The organism is Flagellimonas aquimarina (genome assembly GCF_003149745.1).
Lineage (GTDB): Bacteria > Bacteroidota > Bacteroidia > Flavobacteriales > Flavobacteriaceae > Flagellimonas > Flagellimonas aquimarina.
Window position 1 is genome coordinate 659,121 of record NZ_QGEG01000001.1, and the last position, 12,447, is coordinate 671,567.

Consider the following 12,447-nt stretch of genomic DNA (forward strand, 5'->3'; position numbering starts at 1 on the left):
TATTAATCATAAAAACAGACACAAAAATGACAACACAAGAAGTTGCAAACAAACTAGTAAGCCTTTGTAGAGAGGGCAAATATGATCAGGCTTATGGCCTTTATGCCCAAGATGCGGTTAGCGTTGAGATGGCAGGGGTACCTAATGAGGTAACCGAAGGGATAGACAATATTTTAAAAGGCTTTGAGCAATGGGCCAGTAACATTGAAGAAGCACATGGCGGAACTGTAGGTGATCCAGTTGTTATGGGCAATCATTTTGTTGTTCCCATGACCAGCGATGTTACATTTAAGCAAGGAGGTCGGGTAAATATGGAAGAACTTTCCATGTATCAAGTGGAGAATGGCAAAATTAAAAGAGCACAGTTCTTTTATGATCCTTCTGTTTTTGGCGGGTAATTATAAGAAACGATGATTGATTAAGGCGATGGTGAACTATCGCCTTTTTTATCCCGCAAAAAACGCTTCCAATTCTTTAAGTGTTTCGGCTGAAGTTTGAATGTCCTTTACAATTTCTCCTTTGTTCAATACCACAATGCGCTCACAAACTTCGGTAACATGAATTAAATCGTGGCTCGATACCAAAACTGTCACTTCGTTTTTCTCGGCGAGCTCTTTAATTATTCCTTTTAACCTAATTTGTGTGGTAGGGTCTAGATTAGCAAAAGGCTCATCCAGAATAACTACCTCAGGATTGCCAATAAAAGAGGCAACTATACCTGCTTTCTTTTGATTTCCTTTGGATAGGTCGCGCAAATATTTCTTTTGCCCCAAAATTTCTCCATGGAAAAAGTCTTCAAAGTTTGAAAGCAAGGTATCTACATCAGCTTTGTTTCTTCCTCTTAAATCTCCAATAAAATAAAAATATTCTTCAGGTGTTAAGTATCCAATAAGGAAGGATTCATCAATAAATGAAGAGGTAAATGGTTTCCATCCTTCGCTCTTGTTTACTTGAATATCATTGCTTATGATATGGCCAGATGTGGGCTGAATCAAATCCAATAAGAGACTAAAAAAAGTAGTTTTGCCTGCACCGTTGTTCCCTACCAATCCAAAACTCTGTCCCTTGGGTATTTGCAAAGATTCAATATTCAATACGGTTTGGGACCCGTACTTTTTAGAAAGATTTTCAGTTGTAATCATCTATATGTGTTTAAGCTTCACTTTTATGAATTTTGTTTAGCTGTTTTTTTCTTTAAATCCAGCAATCATTCCGTATTTCTTTTTTCTGTACTGCTCCGTGATTTTGTCCAATAGATAATTCTTTAAGGCAAAACCTATAATTCCTAAAAGAGAAAGCGTTATCACCGCAGCCTCTATGGATATGAGATAATAAAGTACAGTGAAAATTAGAATGGGCAATCCTAAAACCGGCAACATGATTAAAAACTGAGTGGAGCTAGTACCCTGCATATTGCCAAATGGGCTTTTGTCCAAATCTATTCGCTTCTTGTTGAAAGAGCCAAAAAATAAGATTACGGGAATATTTACTCCCAAATTATAAACTGCGCTTCCAAAGTTTATGGCCAGTGCTTCCCAACCAAAATATACATAGGGAACGGTTAGCAAAAACATGACTGCCACGCTAACGGATATCAGTGTTGCTTTGGACTCTAAATATTTTCTAAGCGGTATATTCTGCGCCATCATCATACTATAATAGCCGCTATCCCATGCTGGGATAAATTGCCCAAAATTGCTTAAGAATATCCCTGTCATGAAGATTCCCAAAAAGGCAAACATTGGAATCATGTTGGCATACACCTCTTGGGTGTAAAATATTAAGCCATAAAAGACAAAGAGAAGCGATATAAAAACTTGAGCCTTGGTTCTTTTGTTGCGCCAAATCATCTTCAGGTCTAGCTGTAAAAAAGTTCCCATGTCTCCAAAGCGTTTTGTCCATGTCAAATCTGAGGTCTTTGCTTCTTTCGATTTGGTTTTTAAAGAAGCATCTAAAAAGAGTTTATTTTTAAGTAATTTATAATTTAAAAAGTATGCTAAAATAGCCAGTGCTACAGGAACAAGTACCGCGATGGGGTGTTGATAAAGTCCATGAAAAATTGGTCCAAAAAAATCTTTTACGGGTACTATTTGAAAATAATCAAGTCCATATAGCGCAAGGATAATACTCCCGATAACCACTAATGCCTTATCACTCTTGTTAATAAGAAAATTGATGTAATTAACGCACAATACTATTGCCAAAATTGACACAAGCCAGAGTACAACATTCAAAACAGGATATCCATTGAACAAAAGCACAATGCCAAAAGGCATAAAAAAGAAGAATGCCAACAAATTGTAGCCAGAAACTCCCGATCTTGCCAAAATATAATGTGTGATAGTGCTTTTTTTAATAGGAAAAGACAATAATGGCTTAATATCCATCACTGGTAGTTTCTGTAAAAAGTATCTGAAAAACAATTCTATCAGTATCCAGTAAATTAAATACCTACTTAACATCCACATTGGGGCTTGGTCAGGAAAGGCCTTTCTTAAGATTTCATAAAGAAACCCGCCAACAAACACCAGGGCTCCTATCATATAAATGCCAAAAAAGATCATTACAATTTTCAATGCCAATCCTTTTCCAAAGGAGGAAGATCTAAAAAAGGATTTCCACTGAAGATTGATAAATCGTTTAAACATGGGTTGGTGATTTTCTAGATGTTTGTACCTAAAATACTTGTTTTGTTACAAAAGGAACGCTTTTTTTAAAATCTAGCTTTCAAAATTACATGAATGCTTAGTTTTGCAAAAAAATTGATATTCCATGAGTGACTTTCATTCACTAAAAATTGCCGCGATTGACTCTTTGACCCCCAATGCAGTAGCCCTTACTTTTGAAATTCCCGAAAACCTTAAAGATAGTTTTGAATTTACCGCTGGGCAATACATTACTATTAAACATGAGATAAATGGAAAAGAACTGAGAAGGGCCTATTCCATTTCTTCAGCACCATCCTCTGGAAAACTTACTGTGGGAATTAAAAAAATGCCAGAAGGGACATTCTCAGTTTATGCGAATGAAAGCATTAAACCTGGAGATGTTTTTGAAGTTATGCCTCCTGAAGGACGATTTGTTTTTGATAGTCATTCTCAGTCCAAAAACATTGCAGCTTTTGCCGCTGGAAGCGGAATCACCCCAATAATGAGCATTGCCCAAACCGTATTGGAAAGTCATCCAGAAAATATTTTTGTTTTAGTGTTTGGAAACCAGTCTCCTGAAGAAACCATGTATTTAGAGGCCTTACAAGAGCTTCAAAAACAATATACCAATAGGTTTTTTATTCAAAATGTATATAGCCGCTCGCAGGCAGAAGATGCTCTTTTTGGCAGAATTGAAACCTCAACAGTTAACTTTGTAACCAAAAATAAGTTTAAAGAAACCTCTTTTGATGCCTTCTATTTATGCGGTCCAGAGGAAATGATCACTACAGTTTCTGATACTTTAAAAAACAATGGGATAGCTGAGGAAAAAATCTTGTTTGAGCTTTTTACGAGTTCCGATACGGAAGATACCTTAGCTGAAGAACTGGAAGGCAAAACAAAGGTCGAGGTAATCGTGGACGATGAGACCTTTTCCATTACCATGGATAAAAAAGAATTGGTGCTTGATGCTGTTCTTAAGGAAGATATAAACGCTCCATATTCCTGCCAAGGTGGTGTTTGCAGCAGTTGTATTGCAAGGATTACCGAAGGAAAAGCCGAAATGGTCAAAAACCAAATACTAACGGATGGAGAAGTTGCCGAAGGGCTTATTTTAACATGTCAGGCGCATCCCCTGACCCCAACACTTAAGGTAGATTATGACGATGTTTAGATGATTGAAACCTTGTAAGATTTGCCATAGCTAATTTTATGTGACTTCAATTCTTCATTTTCAACTCACCCTCCAGCGCCCTGCTACCATGGTCATAACCAATAGTAAAGGCTTTTTGAATACCCTTTTTGTCTAGCATTCCTATTTTTTCCAATTCTTTGGGTTCAATGTATAGGTCACATTCCTTAAGTTTTCCATAGCTGGCGGCATAAATCATCAACCCGGTTATCCTTCCGGCTAATTGTAAAGAATTTTTAAGGTCTTTTTTTTGGACTTCTCCTGCAATAGAAACATTGCTCCCAATAATAAAGTCAGCCTTTCCATCCACATACTCCTTAGGAAAGTTGTTCATTACGCCTCCATCCGCATAAAGTGTTTTGTTTATTTCAACCGGACTGAAAACTGGGGTTAACGCTGCAGAGGCCAAAAGAGGTTTTATCAGTTTTCCTTCTGCAAACACTTTTTCCTCCCCTTTAAGAAGATCAGTAGCCACCACAAACAACGGTTTCTCTAGGCTTTCAAACGAATCTTTTGGGAAATAGCCTTTAAAAATATTAAAATACCTTTCGGTATCAATAAACCCCGGCTTGCCTATTGCAAAGAAATTATATTGAAATAAGGGGGTGTCTTTAAAGAACTGCAGCATATCCTCAACAGAATTCCCATTTGCATACAAAGCCCCCACTAAAGCTCCCACACTGGAACCTGATATGATTTTAGCATCCAATCCTTGTTCCTTCATAGCTTTTATTAAACCTATATGGGCCATTCCACGAATTCCACCTCCTGAAAGGACCAATCCAATGGATTTTGCATGGGCAATATTTGTGTTCATGATAGAAGTAGATTAAACGCTCAACAAATTTAGCCTCTATAGGCCAAAACTGCTATATAACACATATTATTTAAGAGAATATTACCGACTCTCCAGTCTATCAACTCTAAAAATAATGGCTATTTGAGCATTTCATCGATACCACTTCGATTTTAATCTTTGCTTGCAATACTGCTCCTTTTTTAGAACCGACTTGCCGGTCGGAATGTTAAAATTGACAATTATCAAAGAAAAATGTAATTCCTGACTCTGCTTTTCGACCAAACCCTACATAGATATTTGTCGTAAGTTTACGATAGTAGAGCAAATCTTGAAAAACACTTTCTCAAAAGAAACAGCAATCTTGATTTTTGCGAATTCTGCCATTGCGGAAACTCGTCGTAAAAAGACTTTGGCAAATTTAAATTTGTTCCATGCATTAACTGAACGAACGCTACAAACCGCCAAAACCTCAGGATTACCCTATTTCCATTTTACTGAAAAAGAACAACAAGGCACCTCTTTTGGTGCACGCTTTTCCAACGCCATTCAAGCAATTTATGATAAGGGCTATAAAAATGTGATTACCATCGGCAATGATAGTCCACAACTAAAAGCCTCGCATATTATTGAGGCGGAAAAACAATTGCAGCTTGGAAAAACGGTCTTAGGGCCTGCATCTGATGGTGGCTTTTATTTAATGGGGCTGCATTGTTCCAATTTCGACCCAAACTTATTTCTAAGGTTGCCTTGGCAGCGTTTTGGGCTTTTCAACAAAATTTCGCAATTGTTTGAAAGTTACGACTCTCATGTACATAGGCTCCCTGTTTTACATGATATAGATTCGGAAAAGGATATTAAAACCTTATTGAACTTTTCCAAAACAATCTCCATTACCATATTAAAAATTCTTGGTTCCTTGCTAAAAAGGAGCACTCGGATTGTTTCTAAGAACGTCCAAATACTTCAATACTACTTTCACTCTCTTCATTTTAACAAAGGTTCACCAGTCTTGATGCGATTTTCCTAAGCATCAAGATTAATGGCACTTCTGCCATGTAAAGACTAACGATTATACCCAAAATGAAATATATTTTATTGGCTATGGCATTGCTCTTTGGAGTAAAGCATCAGGCACAACAAACCATATCTGGAATAGTTACAGATGAAAGTAACGTACCTGTTCCTTTTGTCAACATTATTTTGATAGGCACAAAAACAGGTACTATAACCAATCAACAAGGAAATTACACCTTGGAAGTTCCCTCATCTTCATCGGTGCTCGAATTTTCTGTTTTGGGCTACCAAACCCAGACCATCAACATAAATAATAGGACTAGCATCAATGTGCAACTCATTGAATCTTCCGAGCAATTAGAAGAAGTGGTATTGACCGCTTTGGGTTTAAAACGAGAGACCAAAGAACTGGGTTATGTGGTGCAAAGTCTTGATGCTAAGGGTGTAACAGAAGTGAAGTCGATTAACTTTCTGGATAATTTAGCCGGAAAACTAGCTGGTGTAACCATTAGTCAAGGTGCAACAGGGGTAGGTTCCACATCAAGGATAAGTATTCGGGGCGAGGCTTCCTTCTCCAACAACAACCCTTTGTTTGTAGTTGACGGGGTTCCCATCAACAACAATTCCGTTTTCAATTTTACCAATGAGGCTGCAGCTGGTTTTCAGGAAGTAGATTTTGGAAATGGCGCCATGGAAGTAAACCCAGACGATATTGCAGAAGTTTCGGTTCTTAAAGGGCCAAGTGCTGCCGCATTGTATGGAACACGTGCTGCCAACGGTGTCATTGTTATTGAAACCAAAGATGGTTCAAAAAGCAAAGGCTTGGGCATAAGTTATAACACCAGCTTTTTTGTGGACTCTGCTTTTAGACTTCCTGAATTTCAAAACCAATATGGACAAGGACAGTCCGGGGTATTTGAATTTGTTGATGGACTAGGAGGTGGAACCAGCGACAATATTACCTATAGTTGGGGTCCAAGATTGGATGTGGGCAACCTCATTCCGCAGTTTGACAGTCCTGTCACGCTGCCAGATGGGACCGTGGTGAGAGGAGGGGATACTTCCTTATATAGTGGCCTGTCCATTTCTCCAACTGAGTTTCGTTCAAATCCAGACAATCTGAAGGATTTTTATGAAACTGGAACCACTTTTATTAATAATCTGGCTATTTCATCTGCTTTTGATAAAGGAAACTATCGTCTTTCATTTACAGATTTACGCAGTGAGTCAATTATTCCCGGGGTAAACTTAGATCGACAGACCATTAGTGCCAGACTTACTTTTAAGCCCACAGAAAAGCTGCGTATCAATTCCTCCATTAGCTATGTAAACTCCCAAAGTGACAACAGACCATCAAGTGGTTATGGTTCTGAAAACGTGAACTATTCTTTGGTTGCATGGGGCCCTCGTTCATTGAACATTGATAGCCTTCGAGATTATTGGCAACCTGGCTTGGAAGGGGTACAACAGTTCTCTTACAACTACACTTTTTTCGACAATCCATTCTTTATCCTGTTCGAAAACAGAAATTCATTCAATCGGGACCGGGTATTTGGAAATGTATCTGCTTCTTATGATATTTCAGACAACATCACCGCAACAGTAAGGACAGGAATGGACTACTCTGATGAACTTCGTCAATTTAGACGTTCCTTTAGTTCCAATAGGTTCGCAAATGGGGGCTATGCCGAACATGATGTGTTTTATCGTGAAATTAACACGGATTTCTTATTGAACTATCACAATGCCTTTGGGGATTTTAAGGTCGACGTTTCTTTAGGAGGTAACCGTTTGGATCAAAAGGCCTTCACTTCCCAATCGCAGGCAACCAGTTTGGCACAGCCAGGTATTTTTAGGTTATCCAATGCTGCTTCACCTATTGAAGTTTTTGAATTTGAATCCAACAAACGGATAAATAGCTTTTATGGGCTGGCAAAGTTTGGCTACAAGAATTTCCTTTTTTTGGATATCACAGGGCGTAACGATTGGTCAAGTGCGTTGGCCACTCCGTTTTCTGTGGATAATACTTCCTTCTTTTATCCATCCGTCTCAAGTAGTTTTATTCTTTCTGAAATAGCAGATTTACCACAAGTAATTTCATTTGCAAAACTACGTGCTAGCTGGGCCCAAGTAGGAAATGATACTAATCCATACCAAACAACTGGGGCTTTTATAGCGCAAACCCCATTTAACGGCCAACCTACTTTTAGCGATCAAAATGTAATAGCTAATCCCAATTTAAGACCAGAACAGACCTCTTCTTTTGAAGTTGGTGCGGATGTGAGGCTGTTTGGAGATCGATTGAATTTTGATATCTCCTATTACAATGCGGTTACCAAAGACCAGATCATTTCTTTGCCCATTGGCATTTCGTCAGGTTTTACACAACAAGTGGTCAACGGTGGAAAGGTACGTGCCAAAGGGCTTGAAATCATAGCAAGTGTTACTCCTATCAGCAATGCAAGTTTTAGCTGGAACAGTACGTTCAATTTTAGCAGAAACCGCGCCACTGTTGAAGATTTACCGCAAGAAGCAGGGAGATTGACCTTGGCCTTTTCAAGAATCTATGACAGTCAAAACCAAACGGTATTTTTGCAGGTTGAAGAAGGTGGCAGAATTGGAGACCTATACGGAACAGGGTATTTAAAGAACGATAATGGCGATTTTATTCTAACAGATCAAGGGCGGTTTATTCCAGATAATACGCTGCAAAAACTAGGGAACAACAATCCAGATTTTATGTTGGGCCTCAACAATCAATTCCAATACAAGAATTGGGATTTAGGTTTTCTGTTGGATTGGCGCCAAGGTGGAATCATTGTGTCCCGGACCAGGGCACTGGGTAACGTTGGTGGTCAATTGGCAGAAACTGCATTTAGGCCCGAAGAAGGCATTGTTCCAAATGGAGTGGTCAATGTAGGAACCGCGGAAAATCCTGTTTTTGAACAGAACACGGTTGCGGTTTCCGCGGAAAGCTATTACAGACAATTTTTTGACCGAAACCATGAAGAAAACAATGTGTACGATGCTTCCTTTTTAAAATTAAGGCAGGTATCCATTGGTTATACGTTTAAAAGTTTTCAGCTATTTCAAAATGACGCAAGCTTAAGACTGTCCTTAATAGGGCGTAACCTTTTTGCCATTACCGAGAATCCACACTTTGATCCCGAACAATTCGCCGTACAGGGGAACAGTTTTGTAGGTGGCGTAGAGGATATGTCATATGCCACAACACGCAGCATTGGGTTTAAAGCAGGGTTTAATTTTTAAGATGAGGAAGATGAAAAACACATATAAAATAACAACTGCTCTTGTTTTTGCTCTCGTGCTCATGGTTTCATGTACCAAAGATTTTGAGGAAATCAATACCAACCCCAACCAGCCTTTATCCGTACAGCCAAGTTTGTTGCTTAGGCAGGTGATTTATGATTACGGAGAACAAATGTCGTACGAAGGCTTTACCGCTGGTAATCTTTTGGGACAATACACTACTGCTTTGGATTTCAACCTTTTTGACCGGCACGATTTAAAATCACCACAATTGGGAGGGAATCCTTGGCCCATATTTTTCCAAAACCTACGGGATAACGAGAGTGTCATCCAATTAGCGTTGGAAAATGAAACCTTTGCGGTTTACGAAGGTCCTTCCCGTATCCTGAAAGCCTATATGGCCGCTGCGCTTACAGACCTTTTTGGCGATGTCCCATATTTTGAGGCATTCCGAGGAAAGGAAGGAACAGTCACCCCGGTCTATGACACTCAACAAAGCATTTACACCGCAGAAGATGGTATTTTAGATAACCTCAACAAAGGAATTACCGCACTGGAAAATTATACTGGGAGCATTCCTTTAGAAGGCGATATTCTTTTTAACGGGGACTTGGATGGATGGATTCGATTTGCAAACTCCCTTCGAATAAAAGCTTTGATACGAATTTCAAATCAAACGGATGTTGCCACTGATTTACAATCCATTTTTACAGCTGGGAATTTCATCAACGAAAATGCGCAAAATGCCATTTTCAATTTTACCGACGGCGAACCCAATAATTTTCGTTTGGCACGATTGCGTATTGGTGACTTTAACAACTTTGTGATGTCCGAAACTATGGAGGAGATTCTAGCCGGATTCAATGATCCAAGGATTGAAACACTTTTTAGACCTTTTGGCAACAGTGATTCCGGGGAATTTAATGGGCTGCTCAATGGTATTGATGCCACTCAAAATGCTGCGGTTTTGGCCGATTTTTCCTTGGCAGGGACTATTTTTCGGGAAAATACTAGCGAATTGGACGCCAATTTCATGACCAGTTGGGAAACCCATTTTTTATTGGCCGAAGCAGCAGAACGCGGTTTTATAACTGCAGACCCACAACAATTGTATGAAATAGGGGTAACACAAGCTTTCGAATATTGGCAAGTAGCTCTTCCCGCGGATTATTTAACCAACAGTGCACCTTATGGCACAGGTGGTGATGCTTCCATTCAGCAAATAATAACACAAAAATGGATTGCAAACATCATCAACGGTTATGAAGGTTGGATTGAATATAGGAGAACTGGCTTTCCCCAGTTAAAGACATTGTCGGCAAGTTTAAACAATGATATCATTCCTGTTCGCATGCCTTATCCGGCAGAAGAAGAAGCACTCAATAGTGTTAACTATGCAGATGCGGCTTCAAGAACAGATGGAAATAGTATAAACGTTCCCGTTTGGTGGGATAACAATTAATAGTTAAGAAAAGTAAATGACTGACGCAATTTTTTGGCAATGGAGTTTAGTGATAGCATCTAGCTTGGTGTTGTTCCTGGTCTCTCCTTTTGCTAAAAACACAAATCAGTTTTTTAACGCTGTTTATCAAAAAAAGACCCCTAACAGCCTAGTGCTTATGGGGTCTTTGGTCATTTCATGGATCTTTGCAAAAAGCATCACCAATGCGGCAAATTTGGGATTGGAATTTGGATTGGTGGGCGGTGCTGCATATGCCGCTTACTACCTTTCTTTTGCAGTGGCTGGTATTGTCATTTATCGCATGCGAAAATTTGGTGGTTTTAGAAGCATTCACCATTTCCTTTCCTCCAAATTTGGAAAAAGTGCTGTAGCTGTGTTTTCAATATTGATTACCATTCGTTTGTTCAATGAGGTTTGGAGCAATACCATGGTCATTGGTTCCTATTTTGGAGATATGGGCTCCACACCCTACTACCTTTCCATTTTGGTTTTTACCGCATTGACATTGGCCTACGCTCTAAAAGGAGGCTTGAGCAGTTCCATATTTACGGATAGTATTCAAATGGTATTGTTTTCCATATTGCTCATTGTTATTTTATGGAATGTTTTTTCCGTAGATCAAGCATTCTCGGGCAAAACAGTTATAAACTCAGGAGTATGGTCTTTTGAAACTGGCCTTAATTTGTTATTTGCAGCGGTGCTTCAATCATTTAGTTACCCCTTTCATGATCCCGTGTTAACAGATAGGGGTTTTCTAAGCTCACATAAGATTACCTTAAAAAGCTTTTTGTGGGCAAGTGTTGTTGGTGGCCTATGTATTGTGCTATTTAGTATTATTGGTGTCTATGCACAACATCAAGGTTATGCTGGTCAAGCTGCTGTAGTGGTAGGTCAATCTTTTGGCATAGTAGTCCTGTTGGTAATCAATTTTATCATGATTACCTCGGCAGCATCTACATTGGATTCTACCTTTTCATCATTTTCCAAATTACTCTCTATAGACTTAAAGCTTGGAAATAGTTTAACTTTTGGCCGGATTGCAATGGTATTGATCGCGTTCTTGGGAACAATACCCGTTTTTCTGGATGCTGAAATTCTTTCGGCAACCACCATAAGTGGGACCATGGTCATAGGGTTGACACCCATTTTCATGTTTTGGAAGAAATCACCGCCCAAAATAAGTTTCCATCTAAGTGTTTTCTGTGGTTTGTTGTTTGGTTTTCTTTTGATTTTTGATTGGTTTCCAAAATCATTGATTTTCACTACAGGAAAGTATGCAGATTTGCTCTGGATCAATTTCTGGGGCATTCTATGTTGTATCATCTTATATTTGACGCCTTTATGGATAAAAAAATAAAACATATTGGCACAAAAAGTGGGAAGCTGTTGCTCTTTGGTGGGGTATATAGTAACCTTCAGGCATTGGAACAGTTAATTTCCATTGCAAAGGCAGAAGGAATTCCACCAGAGAATTGTATTTGTACAGGGGATATTACAGGATACTGTGCCCAGCCTGAAGAAACAATTACTTCCTTTAAAAATTGGGGTGCGTTGAGTATTGCGGGTAACGTAGAATTACAACTGTCCAATGACAGTCAGGATTGTGGCTGTGATTTTAAAGCGGGCGGGCGATGCGATAGTTTTTCCAAAATGTGGTTTCCCTATACCAAAGGACATCTCTCCGAGCCATCATTAGCGTGGGTTTCGCGACTCCCAGAATATATCGGTTTTGAATATGGTAATAAACAAATCTCTGTGGTCCATGGTAGCTATGAAAATGTTTCTGAATTCATTTTTGAATCCACTTCTGAAAACATCAAAAAAAAGTGCTTTGAGCAAACTGAAAGCGATGTGGTTATAGCCGGACATTGCGGATTACCATTCAATCAAACTATAGAGGAAAAACTTTGGTTAAACCCAGGAGCCATTGGCATGCCAGCCAATGATGGTACCAGACGGGTGTGGTATATTCTTTTGGAAATTGAAAATGGCAAAATAAAATATACTCATCGGTCTTTGGAATATGACTACAAGACCGCACAACAATTAATGTACAAAAATC

9 protein-coding genes and 1 pseudogene are annotated in these 12,447 nt (G+C 39.0%); 7 read left to right on the plus strand and 3 right to left on the minus strand.

Annotation, left to right across the window (positions count from 1 at the left end; genetic code table 11):
- The first annotated feature begins 26 nt into the window (after positions 1–26).
- The gene (locus DKG77_RS03025; protein WP_109660061.1) at positions 27–398 is read left to right on the plus strand and encodes a nuclear transport factor 2 family protein; all 372 of its coding nucleotides are present in this window, start codon (positions 27–29) and stop codon (positions 396–398) included.
- Positions 399–446: 48 nt separating this feature from the next.
- Here the strand turns inward: DKG77_RS03025 and DKG77_RS03030 are convergent, their stop codons facing one another.
- Positions 447–1,142 (minus strand): ABC transporter ATP-binding protein, encoded by a 696-nt coding sequence (locus DKG77_RS03030; RefSeq protein ID WP_109660062.1) that lies wholly within the window; start codon positions 1,140–1,142, stop codon positions 447–449.
- Between the two features lie 36 nt (positions 1,143–1,178).
- Entirely contained in the window at positions 1,179–2,648 is a 1,470-nt protein-coding gene (locus DKG77_RS03035) for a DUF5687 family protein (protein ID WP_109660064.1), read from the minus strand.
- Between the two features lie 124 nt (positions 2,649–2,772).
- Between DKG77_RS03035 and DKG77_RS03040 the strand changes: the two genes are divergently transcribed.
- Positions 2,773–3,822, plus strand: a complete 1,050-nt coding sequence (locus tag DKG77_RS03040; protein WP_109660066.1) for a ferredoxin--NADP reductase — start codon at positions 2,773–2,775, stop codon at positions 3,820–3,822.
- Between the two features lie 46 nt (positions 3,823–3,868).
- Here DKG77_RS03040 and DKG77_RS03045 read toward each other — a convergent pair whose 3' ends face one another.
- A complete protein-coding gene (locus DKG77_RS03045) occupies positions 3,869–4,657 on the minus strand; it encodes a patatin-like phospholipase family protein (RefSeq protein WP_109660068.1) in 789 nt (262 codons plus the stop codon).
- A gap of 310 nt (positions 4,658–4,967) precedes the next feature.
- On the opposite strand from DKG77_RS03045, the gene DKG77_RS03050 reads away from it, so the two are divergent.
- From DKG77_RS03050 to DKG77_RS03070, 5 genes and pseudogenes are all read left to right on the plus strand, one after another.
- Positions 4,968–5,666: a TIGR04282 family arsenosugar biosynthesis glycosyltransferase gene (locus DKG77_RS03050; RefSeq protein ID WP_165819334.1), complete on the plus strand. Its 699-nt coding sequence runs from the start codon at positions 4,968–4,970 to the stop codon at positions 5,664–5,666.
- Positions 5,667–5,719: 53 nt separating this feature from the next.
- A complete protein-coding gene (locus DKG77_RS03055) occupies positions 5,720–8,923 on the plus strand; it encodes a SusC/RagA family TonB-linked outer membrane protein (RefSeq protein ID WP_109660072.1) in 3,204 nt (1,067 codons plus the stop codon).
- A gap of 10 nt (positions 8,924–8,933) precedes the next feature.
- The gene (locus DKG77_RS03060; protein WP_109661408.1) at positions 8,934–10,385 is read left to right on the plus strand and encodes a SusD/RagB family nutrient-binding outer membrane lipoprotein; all 1,452 of its coding nucleotides are present in this window, start codon (positions 8,934–8,936) and stop codon (positions 10,383–10,385) included.
- 16 nt (positions 10,386–10,401) lie between these two features.
- Entirely contained in the window at positions 10,402–11,742 is a 1,341-nt protein-coding gene (locus DKG77_RS03065) for an SLC5/6 family protein (protein ID WP_109660074.1), read from the plus strand.
- Positions 11,727–12,362, plus strand: a pseudogene (locus tag DKG77_RS03070) (metallophosphoesterase family protein); the annotation flags it as partial. The gene DKG77_RS03065 and the pseudogene DKG77_RS03070, both read left to right, overlap by 16 nt.
- Positions 12,363–12,447: the final 85 nt, after the last annotated feature.

What these genes read in the sequence shown, in the direction of transcription:
- DKG77_RS03030 (WP_109660062.1), bottom strand. Translation starts at nt 1,142, where the DNA reads ATGATTACAACTGAAAATCTTTCTAAAAAGTACGGGTCCCAAACCGTA.
- DKG77_RS03025 (WP_109660061.1), top strand. Translation starts at nt 27, where the DNA reads ATGACAACACAAGAAGTTGCAAACAAACTAGTAAGCCTTTGTAGAGAG.
- DKG77_RS03035 (WP_109660064.1), bottom strand. Translation starts at nt 2,648, where the DNA reads ATGTTTAAACGATTTATCAATCTTCAGTGGAAATCCTTTTTTAGATCT.
- DKG77_RS03040 (WP_109660066.1), top strand. Translation starts at nt 2,773, where the DNA reads ATGAGTGACTTTCATTCACTAAAAATTGCCGCGATTGACTCTTTGACC.
- DKG77_RS03065 (WP_109660074.1), top strand. Translation starts at nt 10,402, where the DNA reads ATGACTGACGCAATTTTTTGGCAATGGAGTTTAGTGATAGCATCTAGC.
- DKG77_RS03055 (WP_109660072.1), top strand. Translation starts at nt 5,720, where the DNA reads ATGAAATATATTTTATTGGCTATGGCATTGCTCTTTGGAGTAAAGCAT.
- DKG77_RS03060 (WP_109661408.1), top strand. Translation starts at nt 8,934, where the DNA reads ATGAAAAACACATATAAAATAACAACTGCTCTTGTTTTTGCTCTCGTG.
- DKG77_RS03045 (WP_109660068.1), bottom strand. Translation starts at nt 4,657, where the DNA reads ATGAACACAAATATTGCCCATGCAAAATCCATTGGATTGGTCCTTTCA.